Raw genomic sequence first — 15,373 nt, forward strand, 5'->3', positions numbered from 1 at the left:
AAGGAGGAGCAGTATGAAGCGGAAAATGACGGGCGGCCTTAGCCGTCTCCTGTGTGCAACGGCAATTCTGGCAACGTTTGGCGGCGTGGCGAAGGCGGGGGAGCCTTTCGACCTCAACGCCCTGATCGAGGCTGCCAAAAAGGAAAAGCCGATCACCGTCTATGACAGCACAGGCAAGATCGTGGAAATGGCGAAGAATTTCGCCAAGAAGTATGGCGTGGGCGCGGAGGGTGCGAAGGTAAAGGCAACAGCGCAGCTGGAGATGGTCATCCGCGAGGCGCGGGCCAACAATATTCAGGGTGACGTCTCGATCATCAGCGATGCCCCGGCGGCGATGGCACAGCTTATTCCAATGGGCTTTGTCGAAAGCTGGTTGCCGCCGGATCTCGCTGGCAATATTCCGCCAGAATATCAGGATCCGCTGACCGTCGTCACCAGCGCCAATGTCTGGGCCTACAATACCGAGCTTTTCGACAAATGCCCGGTTTCCAATATCTGGGAACTGACCGACCCGAAGTGGAAGGGCAAGGTGGCGATGCAGGATCCGCTCGGCAAGGCATCCTATGTCGACTGGTTCAACCAGATGGCTAAGCATGGCGATGGGGAGGTGAAGGCGGCCTATAAGGCGCTTTACGGCAAGGACCTCGAGACCGCAGAGTCAAGCGCGACAGCGGCCTGGGTCAAGGCACTTGCCGCCAACGCGCCGCTGCTGACCGATGCCGATGCAGCGGCGGCGGAAGCCGTTGGCACGCCTGGCCAGAAGCAGCCCTTCATGGGCCTCATCAGCTCGGCGAAGTTTCGCGATAATGCCGACAAAGGCATGAAACTCGGCCTCTGCAAGGAGCTGAAGCCGTGGATCGGCTGGCTTTATCCAGGTGTCGGCCTGATCACCAAGGGTACGGATAGCCCCAATGCTGCAAAGCTCTTCATTCACTACGTCATGACTGCTGAAGGCATCGCGCCGCAGGCGATCGACGGGAAGATGTCCACCAACAAAGACGTGAAACTGCCCGCCGACGAACCTTCGGGTATCGGCGCCGTGCTCGACCGCGTTCTGCCCTACAGCATGGCCACCAGCCTGGAAGACTGGGATGCGCGCGAAACCTGGCAGGACTTCTGGCGTGTGAATTACAAGAAATAACGGGGGGACCGACACAGTGAATATCATGACCAAGAACCGATATGGTGGCGAGCGGCGGCGGATGGTGGCTTCAGCCCTTTCCCTCATCTTCTCGCTGGCGCTTGGCGGTGCTGCCCACGCGCAGGACGCCTTTAATCTCGATGCGCTTGTCGACGCCGCGAAGAAGGAAAAACCGATCACCGTTTATGCGGTGACCGGCAAGATCGTCGACACCGCACAGGCCTTCACCGCCAAATATGGCGTGCAGGCAAGCGGCAAGAAAGTGAACGAGGCAACTCAGGTCGAGTTGATGATCCGCGAACACCGCGCCGGCAATGTCGTCGGCGATGTCAGCGTCGCAACGGATGTCGCCTCCGCAATGGGGGAACTTCTGCCGGAAGGCATAGCCACCAGCTGGTCGCCACCGGATATGGAAAGCAATATTCCGCAAAAGCTGCGCGATCCGCTCGTGGTCGTTTCGGATCCGCATGTGTGGACCTACAATACCGAGAAATACGACAAATGCCCGGTCACCAACATCTGGCAGCTGACGGAGCCGCGTTGGAAGGGCAAGCTTGCCATGCTCGATCTCTTCGACAAGCCGCTTTATGCCGACTGGTTCAACCAGATCGAAACCCATCATGATGCCGATGTCGCCAAGGCCTATGAGGAGCTTTACGGCAAGAAGCTGGAAACGGGCGAAAAGAGCGCGACGGCTGCCTGGGTGAAGGCCTTTGCCGAGAACGCTCCCCTGCTGACGGACTCGAGCACGGTTGCCGATGCGGCGGGCGCTCCGGGACAGACCGATCCCTTTTTCGTCATCACCTCGGCGGCGAAATACCGCGATAATGAGGCCAAGGGGCTGAAGCTCGGTCTTTGCAGTGGCGTCAAACCGTTTTCCGGGTTCCTCTATCCCGGCTTCGGCCTGATTGCCGGGCAGACCAAAAGCCCGAATGCTGCAAAGCTCTTCCTTCACTATCTGATGACGGAAGAGGGCATCGCGCCGCAGACGGTCGATGGCAAAATCTCCGGCAACACGAAAATCGGTCTGCCGGCGGACGAACCATCGCGGGTAGCCGATCATCTCGACGAGTTGATGGCCTTTGATGCCGCAACAGCAGCCGACGACCTCGACAAGCGCGAAGGCTGGCAGGATTTCTGGCGTGTGAACTACAAAAAATAACGGCAGGGCAGGCGCGAGCCTGCCTTGCCTTTTCCGTGGGAGGGGAACGATGAGAAGAAGCAGATTTTTACCGATGACGGCGATATCCATCGCCGTTGCAGGCATATCCGCAATGGGGGCTGCAGCCGAAGAAACCTTCGATCTCGATGCGATCTTGGCGGCGGCGAAGCAGGAGAAGCCGATCAATATCTACGACAGCACCGGCAAAATCGTGGAGATGGCCGACAAGTTCAGCGCCAAATACGGGTTAAAGGCGACAGGCGTGAAGGTTTCCGCCAACAGCCAGCTGGAAATGATCATCCGCGAAAGCCAGTCCGGCAATGTGCAGGGCGACGTGGTGCTGATCACCGATGCGCCATCGGCGCTCGCGCAGCTTCTGCCGGCGGGTTTTGTCGAGAATTACCTGCCGGGCGACATGGTTGCGAAAATCCCGGCGCAGTTCCAGAACCCGCTGGCAATCTCCACCAACGCCAATGTCTGGGCTTACAATACGGAAGCCTATGATAAATGCCCGGTGACCAACATCTGGGAACTGACCGAGCCGAAATGGAAAGGCAAGGTCGCCATGGTCGATCCCTTGAGCAAGAGCACCTATACGGACTGGTTCAACCAGCTCGAAGCCCACGGCAACGAGAAGGTGGCGGCCGCCTACAAGGCCCATTTTGGCAAGGATATCGAAAAGGATGCGGCCGCAGCCTGGATCAAGGCGCTGGCGCAGAACGGCCCGCTTGCCACTGATGGCGATGACCCGGTGGCAGAGGCCGTCGGCGCACCCGGCCAGAAGCAGCCCTTCTTCGGCCTGCTCAGCTCTGCCAAGTTCCGCGACAATGCCGACAAGGGCTACAAGCTCGGCCTCTGCACTGGTCTCGATCCCTGGGTCGGCTGGACCTACATCAAGCTTGGGCTCATCGCCTCCAAGACCAAAAGTCCGAACATGGCGAAACTCTTCGTCCACTACATACTGACGGAAGAGGGCATCGCACCGCAGATGAAGGACGGCAAGCTGCCGACCAATATCGACATCAAGATGCCGGCTGACGAGCCGTCGGGGCTGATGAAGGTTGCCGACAGGCTGATGGGTTACGAGTCCGCCACCGGCCTCAACGATTTCGATCGTCGCGAGGAATGGCAGGATGTCTGGCGCGTCAACTACAGGAAATAATCCAGGCTGGCGCGGTCCTGCCGCGCCGGTCCCTCCTTTGCGAAAAAAATAGACTGGATATGCCGATGCAAAGCCCTTCTTCGACTGAAAACAAATCTGGAAATGAGGAGTCGCTTTCCCGCTCGGTGCGGCTGATGAAAATCGCCGAAGCGGCGGCGCGTGCCGTGCGCGATCCGCTGCTGGTGGCATTCCGCTCTGATATGGCGGTGGATTACAAGGTCGATCTCCACGACATCGTCACCATTCACGACAAACGCGCCGAAGCCGCGATCCGCGCCGTCATTCTCGAACGGGAGCCGAATTCGGCGATCATGGGCGAAGAGGGTGGGCAGATCGGCAACGGCGAGGTGCAATGGTATGTCGATCCGATTGACGGCACGGCGAATTTTGCCCGTGGCCTTGCCTTCTGGTGCGTATCGATTGCCGCCGTCATCGGTGGGGAAGCCGTCGCCGGCGTGGTGTACGACCCCGTGACTGACCAGATGTTTTCCGCCGACCTCGAGGCTTCTTATCTCAATGGCGAAAGGCTACGCTCCCGCAGCGTTGCAGATGAAACCCGGGCGACGCTTATCACGGGCTATCCGGTCTCGCGCGATTTCCGGCTGGATGGGCGGGATGCGGCGCTTTCCAATTTCGGTGCGCTTGTCGAGACCTTCTCGACGCTGCGCCGGCCCGGTAGCGCTGCACTCAGCATCGCGCATGTGGCGGCTGGCTGGACAGATGCTGCTGCGGGCTTCGGCGTCAACGCCTGGGATGTGGCAGCAGCCATCCTCATTCTCAAGAATGCCGGGGGAACATACGAGCCGCTGACCTTGGGGAAGGTGGCGGAGGGGTCGGCCGATTTTCTCTGCCCCGGCTATATCGCTACGGGCGAGGGGGCTAATTACCAGACATTGCAGCGGGTGGCGCGATCCATATCCGCAAGCCGCATAGCCAGGGCAGCGATCCCGCCAAGCCAGACGGCTGCAAACGCCTGAACAAGCAAGGACATGACGGCCGCCACATCGGCGCCGATGGAGACAAGACATGCCGCAACCGGAAAAGACCCTATCTCGCGAACAGGAAACCGGCGAATTGCCGAAGCTCAGCCGCATCTATGAACGGCATCCTCTTTATGGCGTCGATCTCTTCATTTCAGGTAAGGAAGGCGCCAGCGATCTGAAGCTTCTGCGTGAAAACGGCATCACCACCGTCGTCAATTGCGCCGTCAATCTCGACTTCAACTTCGTGGAGCAGCCGCAGATCGTTTCCGATCATGAAGGCAGCGTCTATGGACCCGGCGAAATACGTTATTACAAGATCGGCCTGATCGACGGCGATGGAAATCCCGATACCCAGATGGTTGCGGCCCATTACATCCTGCGGGCGGCGCTCGAACAGATACTGCCCGACAAGCCGTCCTATCCCCGGCGCGAGCGCGGCAGCGTGCTGATCAATTGCCGCGGCGGCCGCTCGCGTTCCGTCGCCGTTGTTGCGCTCTTTCTGCATATGACGTTGCCGGTGGAATTCCCGACGCTCGACGATGCCATCAGCTTCGTACGCGTGAAGCGTGAGCTGCCTGAAAACGAATGGTACAAGGCGCCGAAACCGGTGCTTGCGGAAGCAGCCCGCCGCGCCGCCGGCTGGATTACCACGATCGATGCCGCCCACTAGAGCGGAGGACGGTTTTCACCGCTCGGCCGCTTCCTCGGTGATGCAAATGTGGAGACGTGCCGTGGCTTGCACGTCACGTCGCCATTTTGAAACGGGTTCGGGATTTTTCCAGCTCACGCCTCGGGAAGCGTGGTGTTCCAGACCCGGACCTTTTCGATGTTTCTGTCCGAGCAGGAAACGATCTCGAACTCGAACCCGTCGCCGGAAACACGTTCGCCGATCTCGGGAAGGCGATTGAGGCGCCAGAGGATGTAGCCGGCGACGGTGGAGTAACGATCGTCCTCGTCCACCAGATCGATATCCAGCAGATAGGATACCCGTCTCACGTCGACAGCGCCGTCCAGCAGCCAGGAACCGTCCTCTGCCCGTTCCGAAATCTGCGATTCCTCGCCTTCATCCGGAAATTCGCCGGCGATAGCCTCGAGAATGTCGGTAGGCGTCGTTATTCCCTGAAGCGTGCCGTATTCGTCGACGATGACGGCCATCTGGAGCGGGGATTTGCGCAGCTGCTCCATGACCTGCAACGCGGTGGCGCTTTCATGCACGACGAGGGGTTTGCGCAGCGAGCGCTCTAGGTTCAATTTGCCGTCATGCAGAAGATCGCGTAGCAAGTCCCTTGTTGCGGCGACACCGAGGAACGAATCCAGCTTGCCCTGCGCGAGCATCAGGCGGGAATGGTCGAGTTCCAGCAGGCGGTTCCTTAGCGTATCATGATCGGCGTCGACATCGAGCCAGTCGATTTCCGTCCGTGGCGTCATGATTGAGACAACGGGGCGCTCGGCAAGCGTAAGGACACCGCGGATCATGTCCTTTTCCTCGGATTTGAACAGGTCGCTTCGTGCCGCCTGTGCCGCGATGACGTCGGCTGTCTCGCCTAGGGACTGTTCTTCGCCGACACGGCCGCCCAGAAGCCGCAGAATGGCATCGGACGTCCGCTCGCGCATATCACCGGCGGTGATACGTCTTTCGCGATTGCGCCTGCCAATCTGGTTTGCCGCCTCGATGAGCACAGAAAAGCCGATTGCGGCATAGAGGTAACCCTTGGGAAGGTGGAAGCCGAAGCCTTCGACGATCAGGCTGAAGCCGATCATCAACAAGAAGCCGAGGCAGAGAATGACCACGGTGGGATGTTTCGACACGAAGCTCATCAGCGGCTTCGATGCTGCCATCATCACGGCCATGGCCACGCAGACGGCGGTAATCATCACCCAGAGATTGTTGACCATGCCGACGGCGGTGATGACGCTGTCGAGCGAGAACACGGCATCAAGCACCACGATCTGCACGATCACCTGCCAGAAGACGGCATGGACGACCTTGCCCTGTTTTGGCTTATGCGCGCCCTCCAACCGTTCGTGCAGTTCCATCGTTCCCTTGGCGAGCAGGAACGCACCACCGAGAATGAGGATGAGGTCGCGCCCGGAGAAGGAGAAGTCCGCGACCTGAAATAGCGGCCGCGTCAACGTCACGATCCATGAAATCGAAAACAGCAGCAGAATGCGCATGACAAGCGCCAGCGACAGACCGACGATCCGCGCCTTGTGGCGTTGATGCGGCGGCAGCTTGTCGGCGAGGATCGCGATGAAAACGAGGTTGTCGATGCCGAGGACGACTTCGAGGACGATAAGGGTAACGAGGCCGATCCAGATATTTGGATCTGCGAGGAATTCCATGGTCAGGGGCCTTTATGGGAACGGGCGCGAACGCAAAAAGCCCCGGACTGAACATCCGAGGTTGAAACCCGTTTCGTTGAAGAAAACAAGAAAGGACGAGGCTGGCTTCGCTTTACGCAAGCCAGCCTCGTTCGGTGTCGACTATCGTCGGTACTGTCGCCTTCGTCAGGCATATCGCGGAATTATCCCACTATCAGTCAATTCTTGTGCACGTGGCAGTAGCAGATTCCGGGCGGTCGGGGAAGCGTTTTGCGTGCATCATCCTTTGCGAGGCGGATTTGCAATCCTCCCTGCAAGGGCATTATCGCGTTTTTTCGCCGATATCCGAGGTGGTTCGCTTGTCGATGGCCTTGCCATCGAGGATGCCTCTCAGAACGTCGAGGCGCTCGTTGATAAGCCATCCATAGTAGTTTTCAACCGGCAGGAGGTTCTTTGCGCCTGCATCCACGGCCGTCCGCAGGCGTTCGGCGCGACGCCGGGGTTGGCCGACATTGTAGAGGGTGGCGGTGATGCCGGGATTGCCGGAAATGTCGAAGCCTTTTTCCCTGTAGGCGTCGATGGAATCTCGAAGGATAGCGGCGATGTAGATGATGCTCCGGTCAGGATCCATGACGTCGCGGTAAATCTCTTTCGGCCTGCCGGCGGAGAGTTTCGGCAGACCACTGGTTCTGTTTACGAGATCGGTAACCTGCAGCGCCGTCAACGGGCTGATCTGGCCAAGACCAAAGGTCTGTCCGGCATAGAAGGGCTGGAAGAAGGCCCGCTGGAACGAAATCGCTTCATAGCTCACGCCATCGACGACCTTGCCGCGGAAACTTGCATCCCAAACGATATCGCGGCAGCTCCATTGCTCGGATGTCGTGGCAAGCGTCGCGCAGGAGCGGAATTCCGGACGCTCGAGAAACGTCTTCAGGGCAACGCCCTGATAGCTGAATTTTATATCGAGTTCCGCATAGGAAATGGCCTTGACGTAATATGTCTGCAGGCGGTCCACGGCGGTGACGTTGAAAGTGTGTTCGCCAACGATAGCGCCGACGATATGGATAGGATCGATGCCATAGGCCGCTCCCGCCTTCCTGATCTTGCCAAGTAGACCGGGTTCGCTGTTTAGAAGATCGACCGTCTTGCGGAATTTTTCCTCATAGGTCGTGGAAAACGCCCTGGTCCTGATCGCCGAGGCCTGGGGTATTTCCGGCTGTTGGGCGGAGCGGTTTCCGGGAGGTACGACGACCATCTGCTGCGCTGCGGCATTTGAGGGCAGGCAGGCCAGTGCCAGAATGACAGCGGCCGCGCGGGTGGTCTTCGCAAACAGGCTCATGCAGCGTTCTCTAATATGTGGATTACTATTGCGTGACGGCCTCTTCATAGGCAGGCCGCCCCGGCGTGGCAAGTTCCCGCTGCTCACTTTACCGTTGCTGACCGTTCAGATGCCGTGGCTCCCCCGGCGTTATCCCAGTCAACGCCGCTCGTTGTCGGGACCATCGGGAGCGGAATTATCGGGTTCGTTAAAAGTCGAGCATTTTGTTTCATGTGAACTCAAATCGCCACCGGTAGGTCATGTCGTCAGGAGACGAACATGACCCATCTCATCAAATTGCTGCAAGCATGTTTCATTCTGGCCGTCGCGGGTTTCGCTGCGCCGGTGCAGGCGTCTCCTTCGATGCAGACTGGCAAGTTCACGTCGCAGCCCATCGGGCATTACGATTTCTGCAAGCGGCATACGGATGAATGTCAGCCGGTCAAGGAAATGCCGCCGCTCAGTCTTACGCCTGATGTCTGGGCTACCCTTGTTTCGATCAACAGCGCAGTCAATATCGAAATCGACCAGCGTTCCGACATGGAAGTGTGGGGTTACGAGGACTATTGGGAGTATCCCTATAACGGCGCGGGAGACTGCGAGGACCTCACGCTGGAGAAACGGAAACGGCTTATGGATGCCGGTTTCCCGGTTTCCGATCTGCTGATCACCGTTGTCCGCGACGAAAAAGGCGATGGCCATGCCATCCTCACGGTGAGAACGGACCGCGGAGATTTCATTCTCGACAATATGAAATCGAAGATCTTTCGCTGGGACGAAACGCCCTATACCTATCTCAAGCGTCAATCCACGGAACATGCCGGTCGATGGGTGGATATTGAAGGTTCCGGTTCGCCCGCCATCGCCGCTCGCGAGGTTGGCCGGGCCACCGCCACCTCCGCAACCGCGCGCCGCAACATCCTCGACATCATCATGGGGCGCTGAAGATTTCGCCTCGTGCGGATCGGAAAGCCCCGAAGGGCCGTCCGGTCCGGATATGCCCGGTGGTTCGTTTCACCGGCCTCCGAGGCCGGCTCCGGTCTCTTCATCAAACAAACGCAGGTCGGTCGGGTTGATGTCGAGGCCGACGACTTCGCCGCTCCTGACCTCACTGCGTCCCTGTATAGCGATGACCACTTCGGTCGATGTGCCAAGGGTGAGGAAGGTGGCCGAACCTGTGGTTTCCACGGCCGAAACAGGTAACGTCAGCGCCGCGCCGGTTGCGGTTCGCGGCCGGATGTGTTCCGGCCTGATACCAACGATGACACGCTTGCCGGGCGATAAGGGAGCCGGGTTTTTGATGGACTGCTGCGGCTCGCCTTCACTGAAACGCAGCTGAAGCGTCGCGCCGTCCGGGCTGACCGTTGCCGGAATGAAATTCATGGCCGGTGAACCGATGAAGCCAGCAACAAAACGATTGACCGGGCGGTCGTATAATTCCAGTGGCGTGCCCTGCTGTTCGATCACGCCGTCGCGCATGACGACGACGTGATCCGCCATCGTCATAGCCTCTATCTGGTCATGGGTGACATAGACCGAGGTGGCGTGCAGGCGGTCGTGCAACGCGCGGATTTCCTTGCGCATGTGCACACGCAGGGCCGCGTCTAGATTGGAGAGCGGTTCGTCGAACAGGAATGCCTGCGGGTTGCGGATGATCGCGCGGCTCATCGCCACACGCTGGCGCTGCCCGCCGGAAAGTTCGCGCGGATAGCGCTTCATCAGCTTTGACAGGCCTGTGGTGGCTGCAACCTCCTCTGCCGCCTTGCGGGCCTCCGATTTTGCCACGCCGCGCATGCGCAGCGAGTAGGTCAGGTTCTCCTCCACCGTCATGTGCGGGTAGAGCGCATAGGACTGGAACACCATCGCCACATCGCGTTTGCGCGGCGGCACGCCGTTCATCAAAGTGCCCGCAATGCGCATGTCGCCACTCGATATGGTTTCCAGCCCCGCCAGAGAACGCAGCAAGGTGGACTTTCCGCAACCGGACGGGCCGACGAGGGCGACGAAGGTGCCCTTCTTGATGGAAAGATGGATGTTCTTCAGCGCGTGAAAGGCACCGTAATATTTGTTTACGCCGGAAAGTTCGATCTGAAGGGTCATTTTAACGCTCCCGATGTCAGGCCGGAAACGATGCGGCGCTGCAAGAGAATGAACAGGGCAAGAATGGGCGTCACATACATGGTCGCATAGGCCATGATGTTGTTCCATTCGCTGGTGTTGGGGCCCATGAAGGAATTGAGGCCGACACTGGCAGGCTGCAATTCAGCCGCCTGGATCATCGATTTCGAATAGACGAATTCCCCGAATGCCTGCATGAAAATGAGAATGGCGCTGACGAGAATGCCGTTTCTGGCAAGCGGCAGCACGATGTTGAAGAAGGCGCCGACGCGGGAATTGCCGTCCACAAGCGCTGCCTCTTCCAGCTCCTGCGGCACCGCCATGAAGGTTGCGCGCACCAGCACCACGAAGAAGGGCATACTTTTCGCCGCAATGGCGAGAATGACCGACAGGCGGGGATAATCCAGCAGACCCACTTGCGAGAAGCCGACGAAGATCGGCGTAATCATAAGGGACGCCGGCAGAACCTGCAGCATGAGGATGAGGAAGAGGCCGATATCAACCCAGACGTTGCGATAGCGCGCCAGCACATAGGCGCAGCCAACGCCAAGCACGGTGATGAGCGCCACGGCACTTGAAGCGATGAGCACCGAATTCCACAGATAACGGCCCATATTGCGGCTTTCCCAGACATAGGCATAGGTCTGCCATTGCGGATCGGCCGGCCAGAAGCCCGGCGGGTTCGCAAACATCTCCGAGCCGCTTTTCAGCGAGGTCAGATACATCCAGTAGAGCGGAAAGAGATAGATGACGGCAAGCACGATGGCGATTGCCAGCATCAACCGGTTGCGGGTCGTGATACTCATCCGCGCACCTCATGCCGTGTCGAGCGCACATAAACGACGGAAGCCAGCATGACGAAAACGATCATGATGACGGAGATCGTCGCGCCCTTGCCGAAATCATATTGCCGGAACGAAAGATCCCAGGCCCAATATTGCGCCACGTTGGAACTGTTGTTGGGCCCACCATCGGTGATGGCGGCGAAAAGATCGAACTGCTGAAGCGTGAAGATCAGGCCGAGCGAGATGATCGCGCCGATGGTGGAACGCATCATCGGCAGGGTGATGGTGTAAAAACGCTGCCAGGCGTTCGCGCCATCCAGCTCCGCCGCTTCGTAGAGATCGCCGGGGATGGAGGCGAGGCCGACAGAAAGAAGGATCATGTTGAACGAGGTGCCGAGCCAGATATTGGCGATGACCACGGCCCAGAGCGAAAAATTCGCGTCCGATCGCCAGAAGATATTGCCTGAGATCATGCCGCTTTCCCGCAGGAAGAAATTCAGCACGCCGAAATCGCCTGACAATATCCAGTTCCAGATCGCGCCGACGACGAGGCCGGGCATGACCCAGGAAACGAGGAACAGCCCGCGCAGCCAGGTGGCGCCGGGAAAGTTCACCCAGAAGAACAGCGCCAGACCGAAGCCGATGGCAAATTGCCCGGCAATCGAGGTGACGACAAAGGTGACGGTGTTGAAAAGGATCGGCAATGTTTCCGGTTGCCGGAACAGGTCGATATAATTCTTGAAGCCGACGAAGGGGCGCACGAAGGTGCCCAGGCTGAACATGTCGACTTCCTGAAAGCTCATGACGATGTTGTAGATGAGCGGCAGCCCCGCCATGACGAACAGGAAGCCCAAAGGAAATGCGACGAGGATGAGGTCGAAACCACGACCGTCGCTGACGCTGGAAAACAGTTTTTTCATGAAACATCCTCACAAGCTCCGATCGGGGCCGCCGCTGCATTAAGCAGCAGGCAGCCCCACCGGGAGGAACCCCTTGGATGGGGCCGGGTGAACCCGGCCGCCCGCCCAGACAGATCAGCCTTCGATCAGCTTTATCTTTTCAGCGGCCTGATCGAGCGCGGCCTTCGGCGTCATCTGACCCGACAGGGCGCCCTGGATAGCGTCCTGGATCGCCTTGGAAATCTTCGGCCATTCAGGCGAGGGACCACGCGGCTGCGCATATTTGAGTTGCTCGATAAAGGTCTTGAGCGCTTCGTCCTTCAGCGCGTTGCCGGTGGGCGGAACGGGAATATCGGAACGCGCCGGCAATTGCCCGAAGTTCTTGAACATGTCCTTGTCCTGCGAGGCGAAAAATTCGATGGCCTTGAAGGCTTCGGCGGGATGTTTGCTCTTGGAGAAGATCGCCCAGTTATAGTCGCCCATGGCCGAAGACCGCGGCGCGTCCGGCGTCGGAACCGGCAGTAGCGTCACGCCCCAGTCGAACTTGGCGTCCTTGAGCATGCGGTCGATTTCCCAAGGACCGGAGATCGCCATGGCCGCGTTGCCGGCGTTGAAGGTGGCGGTGGAATCCCACTGGCTGCGCGTCAGCGTATCCGGCGAGGCCAGCTTTTCACTGAGAAGGGTCTTCCATGTTTCAAGCGCTTTCACCGCGCCATCGGTATTGATGTTTTTGTAGGTGGCGCCGGCCATCTGCGCCCATGGCAGAAACTGGAAGGTGCCCTCCTCGTTGGCCTTGGCGCTGAAGCTGATGCCGTAAACATTCTTGGCGGGGTTGGTCAGCTTGCGGGCAGCTTCCACAAGCTCGTCCCAGGTCTGCGGCGGTTTTGCCGCATCGAGACCGGCTGCCTTGAACAGGTCCTTGTTGTAATAGAGTGCGATCGTATTCGTCGCCTTCGGGACGCCGAAATATTTGCCGTCCCAGGTTACGGATTTCAGCGGGCCCGGAAAATAGTTTGCCGTCTTGATGACGTCCGACTTCGCAATCATATCCGTCACGTCAAGAAACGCGCCACGTGCGGCGAACATGGCGTGGTTTGGGTTGTCGATGGCGATGATATCGGGCGCGTTGCCGGTCGAGTAGGCGCGCATGGATTCGCTCACCACATCATCGAACTGCAACTGCCGATATTCGATCTTGATGCCGTTATTGAGCTTGTTGAACTCGTTAACGAGGTTGGGTGCCGGCTGGATGTCCCTGTCCAGCGACCACAGGGTCAAGGTCACATCTTCCGCATGCGCCACCATCGCACCGGCGGATACGCCTGCCAGAACAAGCGCACTGGCGATCATGCATTTCGCGATACCCATAATAATCTCCTCCTCTTGGTTATCGTCTCTGCAATTACTGGAAGCCTTCTCCCAAAGGCTTCCATTCCTCAGGTGGGATCGACGACAAAATCGCCGCCCCGGCAATGTTTCAGATAGTTCAGGCCGTGTACCTGTCCCGTCATTTCCAGCGCGTCGCGATAGACGGGGTCATGCCAGCCTTCGATGTCGATCGAGCCGGACCAGCCGGCCAGGCGCAGTTCCGAAATAATGTCCGTCCAGTTGCTGTCGCCGAAGCCCGGCGTGCGCATGAAGACGAATTTTTCCTTGCCGAAAATCCCATGCTCACGAATGACATCCCAACGAATGGTCGCATCCTTGCCGTGCACGTGGAAAATCTTGTCCGCCCATTTGCGGATCTGCGGCAGCGGATCGATGAGATAAACCATCTGGTGGCAGGGTTCCCATTCGATGCCGATATTCTCGTCCGGCGTTTCGTTGAACATCAGTTCCCACGCATCCGGATTATGGGCGATGTTCCAGTCGCCGGTCTGCCAGTTGCCGTCCATGGCGCAATTTTCAAAGGCGATCTTCACGCCCTTGTCCGCTGCGCGTTTGGCAAGCTCGCTCCAGATTTCCTTGTAACGGGGCAGGCTCTCGGGCAGCGGCTTTCCGCGCAGGCGGCCGGTGAAACCGGCAACGCAGGTGGCACCGAAGTGATGGGCATTGTCGATGCAGTCTTTCCAGCCCTGCAAGGTCTGAAGGTCGATTTCCGTTTCCTCCAGCGGATTGCCGAACATGCCGAGCGTGCCGATGGTGATGTCGCGGTCACCGATCGCGTCAAGTGAACGCTTGCCAAGCTCGGCAAGGTCCTGGCCGTTGGTCGTCTGCCAGAAGAACGGTTCGAAGCTTTCGAAACCAAGATCGGCTATCTGCCCGATGCGTTCAGCTGCCTGTCCCTTGGTGGCGCTGACCATGGTGCCGATGCGGATGGATTTTGCCGGATTGCTCACGTCTGTCGGTCCTTATGCTGCGATGGAAACGCGCTGGCCGATGCGGGCGCTTTCAATCGCGCCGATCACCATTGCCAGGCTGTTGATGTTGTCGAAGGAAGCCGTTTCCGGCATCTGGCCGGTAAGGATGGATTGAAGAAACGAGAGTATGACGCTGGCGTGGCCGTGCGTATCCTTCTCGGAAATACTGTCGGAAACGTTTACGGTCTTGAATCCGCGTAGAAGACCCGGCTCTTCGCCGGCGACGGATGCGGAGAAATTGTCTTCGCCGTCCCAGAGGATCATGCCCTTGGAGCCAATCAGCCGCCAGCGGGCTTCCCAACTGGTTCTTTCGCCTTCCGCGCACCAGGAGCCGCGATAGGTAAAGACCACATCGTTGGAGAACTCGAATATGGCATTGGCGCTTGCCCCGTGGGCGTACCAGGAGCCTGCCGGATTTTTCTCCACGCAAAACACGGAGAGCGGCTTTTCATCGGCGACGAAACGCGCCGCATCGAAAGTGTGGATCGCCATGTCGAGAAGAAGAACGTTCTTCATCTCCTCGCGGAAACCGCCGAAATGGGGCCCGAGGAAAAAGTCGCAGTGAATGGCCGTCAAATCACCGATAATGCCGTCTTCCACGGCCCGGCGCAGCCGCCGGATACCGGAGATAAAGCGCCGGTTTTGCACCACAGCATGAATTTTTCCGGCCTTTTCCGCCAGTTCCACCAGCTTTTCGGCTTCTTCCATCGAGGCCGCAAGCGGCTTTTCGCTGAGCACATGACACCCGGCTGCAAGACCGGTTTCAACCACGGCATACCGTGCCTGCGGGATGACGACATCGAACAGGATGTCGGCTTTGGTCCGTGCGAGAACATCGCGGAGATCGACGCCGATGATGACGTCGGTGAGGGAGAATTCTTCGGCAAGCGCGCGTGCCGTGTCTTCGTTCAGATCGACGAACCCGACGATCTTGATCGCGCCGAGAATGTCCGGCGTCGATTGAATGGCGCGCAGCCAGCCTTTGGCCATAGCTCCGCACCCGCATAAAACGGCATTGTATGTCATCTTCTCTCCCCGCTCTCTGGGCAAACTCCTCTTTGCGCAGAGCATCGTAAACGTTTACGACACTAGGATGATCATGTTAGATATGTCAATACCGTTA

14 protein-coding genes are annotated in these 15,373 nt (G+C 58.7%); 6 read left to right on the plus strand and 8 right to left on the minus strand.

The window, feature by feature from the left end; all coding sequences use genetic code 11:
* Positions 1–13: 13 nt before the first annotated feature.
* The 5 genes from RBH71_RS10610 to RBH71_RS10630 all read left to right on the plus strand — a co-directional run bounded on the left by RBH71_RS10610 (position 14) and on the right by RBH71_RS10630 (position 5,118).
* Positions 14–1,141 (plus strand): ABC transporter substrate-binding protein, encoded by a 1,128-nt coding sequence (locus tag RBH71_RS10610; protein ID WP_019566893.1) that lies wholly within the window; start codon positions 14–16, stop codon positions 1,139–1,141.
* A 61-nt stretch (positions 1,142–1,202) separates the two neighbouring features.
* Entirely contained in the window at positions 1,203–2,303 is a 1,101-nt protein-coding gene (locus RBH71_RS10615; protein WP_112296046.1) for an ABC transporter substrate-binding protein, read from the plus strand.
* 73 nt (positions 2,304–2,376) lie between these two features.
* A complete protein-coding gene (locus RBH71_RS10620; protein ID WP_112296035.1) occupies positions 2,377–3,465 on the plus strand; it encodes an ABC transporter substrate-binding protein in 1,089 nt (362 codons plus the stop codon).
* Positions 3,466–3,524: 59 nt separating this feature from the next.
* Positions 3,525–4,442, plus strand: a complete 918-nt coding sequence (locus RBH71_RS10625) for an inositol monophosphatase (RefSeq protein ID WP_323687273.1) — start codon at positions 3,525–3,527, stop codon at positions 4,440–4,442.
* 49 nt (positions 4,443–4,491) lie between these two features.
* The gene (locus RBH71_RS10630) at positions 4,492–5,118 is read left to right on the plus strand and encodes a dual specificity protein phosphatase family protein (RefSeq protein WP_013762253.1); all 627 of its coding nucleotides are present in this window, start codon (positions 4,492–4,494) and stop codon (positions 5,116–5,118) included.
* 113 nt (positions 5,119–5,231) lie between these two features.
* On the opposite strand, the gene RBH71_RS10635 is transcribed toward RBH71_RS10630, so the two are convergent.
* Positions 5,232–6,791, minus strand: coding sequence for a TerC family protein (locus RBH71_RS10635; RefSeq protein WP_038494886.1), 1,560 nt, complete (start codon positions 6,789–6,791; stop codon positions 5,232–5,234).
* A gap of 301 nt (positions 6,792–7,092) precedes the next feature.
* Positions 7,093–8,109, minus strand: coding sequence for a DUF1402 family protein (locus tag RBH71_RS10640; protein WP_323687274.1), 1,017 nt, complete (start codon positions 8,107–8,109; stop codon positions 7,093–7,095).
* A gap of 258 nt (positions 8,110–8,367) precedes the next feature.
* Between RBH71_RS10640 and RBH71_RS10645 the strand changes: the two genes are divergently transcribed.
* The gene (locus RBH71_RS10645) at positions 8,368–9,033 is read left to right on the plus strand and encodes a transglutaminase-like cysteine peptidase (RefSeq protein WP_038494889.1); all 666 of its coding nucleotides are present in this window, start codon (positions 8,368–8,370) and stop codon (positions 9,031–9,033) included.
* Positions 9,034–9,102: 69 nt separating this feature from the next.
* Here RBH71_RS10645 and RBH71_RS10650 read toward each other — a convergent pair whose 3' ends face one another.
* The 6 genes from RBH71_RS10650 to RBH71_RS10675 all read right to left on the minus strand — a co-directional run bounded on the left by RBH71_RS10650 (position 9,103) and on the right by RBH71_RS10675 (position 15,276).
* Complete coding sequence (locus tag RBH71_RS10650; RefSeq protein ID WP_323687275.1) at positions 9,103–10,188, minus strand: ABC transporter ATP-binding protein; 1,086 nt, start codon at positions 10,186–10,188, stop codon at positions 9,103–9,105.
* A complete protein-coding gene (locus RBH71_RS10655; protein ID WP_003518166.1) occupies positions 10,185–11,012 on the minus strand; it encodes a carbohydrate ABC transporter permease in 828 nt (275 codons plus the stop codon). Before RBH71_RS10655 ends, RBH71_RS10650 begins: the two co-directional genes overlap by 4 nt.
* Positions 11,009–11,911 carry a carbohydrate ABC transporter permease gene (locus RBH71_RS10660; RefSeq protein ID WP_003518164.1) on the minus strand — a complete coding sequence of 301 codons (903 nt, stop codon included), beginning with the start codon at positions 11,909–11,911 and terminating at the stop codon, positions 11,009–11,011. The genes RBH71_RS10655 and RBH71_RS10660 overlap by 4 nt, the downstream gene beginning before the upstream one ends.
* Before the next feature lie 114 nt (positions 11,912–12,025).
* Positions 12,026–13,258: an ABC transporter substrate-binding protein gene (locus tag RBH71_RS10665; RefSeq protein ID WP_003518162.1), complete on the minus strand. Its 1,233-nt coding sequence runs from the start codon at positions 13,256–13,258 to the stop codon at positions 12,026–12,028.
* Positions 13,259–13,326: 68 nt separating this feature from the next.
* Entirely contained in the window at positions 13,327–14,229 is a 903-nt protein-coding gene (locus RBH71_RS10670; protein WP_013762259.1) for a sugar phosphate isomerase/epimerase family protein, read from the minus strand.
* A 12-nt stretch (positions 14,230–14,241) separates the two neighbouring features.
* Positions 14,242–15,276 (minus strand): Gfo/Idh/MocA family protein, encoded by a 1,035-nt coding sequence (locus RBH71_RS10675; protein ID WP_038494896.1) that lies wholly within the window; start codon positions 15,274–15,276, stop codon positions 14,242–14,244.
* Positions 15,277–15,373 lie beyond the last annotated feature (97 nt).

Source organism: Rhizobium sp. AN68, from assembly GCF_030758035.1.
Lineage (GTDB): Bacteria > Pseudomonadota > Alphaproteobacteria > Rhizobiales > Rhizobiaceae > Agrobacterium > Agrobacterium tumefaciens.

What these genes read in the sequence shown, in the direction of transcription:
- RBH71_RS10660 (WP_003518164.1), bottom strand. Translation starts at nt 11,911, where the DNA reads ATGAAAAAACTGTTTTCCAGCGTCAGCGACGGTCGTGGTTTCGACCTC.
- RBH71_RS10650 (WP_323687275.1), bottom strand. Translation starts at nt 10,188, where the DNA reads ATGACCCTTCAGATCGAACTTTCCGGCGTAAACAAATATTACGGTGCC.
- RBH71_RS10640 (WP_323687274.1), bottom strand. Translation starts at nt 8,109, where the DNA reads ATGAGCCTGTTTGCGAAGACCACCCGCGCGGCCGCTGTCATTCTGGCA.
- RBH71_RS10610 (WP_019566893.1), top strand. Translation starts at nt 14, where the DNA reads ATGAAGCGGAAAATGACGGGCGGCCTTAGCCGTCTCCTGTGTGCAACG.
- RBH71_RS10675 (WP_038494896.1), bottom strand. Translation starts at nt 15,276, where the DNA reads ATGACATACAATGCCGTTTTATGCGGGTGCGGAGCTATGGCCAAAGGC.
- RBH71_RS10665 (WP_003518162.1), bottom strand. Translation starts at nt 13,258, where the DNA reads ATGGGTATCGCGAAATGCATGATCGCCAGTGCGCTTGTTCTGGCAGGC.
- RBH71_RS10620 (WP_112296035.1), top strand. Translation starts at nt 2,377, where the DNA reads ATGACGGCGATATCCATCGCCGTTGCAGGCATATCCGCAATGGGGGCT.
- RBH71_RS10615 (WP_112296046.1), top strand. Translation starts at nt 1,203, where the DNA reads ATGGTGGCTTCAGCCCTTTCCCTCATCTTCTCGCTGGCGCTTGGCGGT.
- RBH71_RS10645 (WP_038494889.1), top strand. Translation starts at nt 8,368, where the DNA reads ATGACCCATCTCATCAAATTGCTGCAAGCATGTTTCATTCTGGCCGTC.
- RBH71_RS10635 (WP_038494886.1), bottom strand. Translation starts at nt 6,791, where the DNA reads ATGGAATTCCTCGCAGATCCAAATATCTGGATCGGCCTCGTTACCCTT.
- RBH71_RS10625 (WP_323687273.1), top strand. Translation starts at nt 3,525, where the DNA reads ATGCCGATGCAAAGCCCTTCTTCGACTGAAAACAAATCTGGAAATGAG.
- RBH71_RS10630 (WP_013762253.1), top strand. Translation starts at nt 4,492, where the DNA reads ATGCCGCAACCGGAAAAGACCCTATCTCGCGAACAGGAAACCGGCGAA.
- RBH71_RS10655 (WP_003518166.1), bottom strand. Translation starts at nt 11,012, where the DNA reads ATGAGTATCACGACCCGCAACCGGTTGATGCTGGCAATCGCCATCGTG.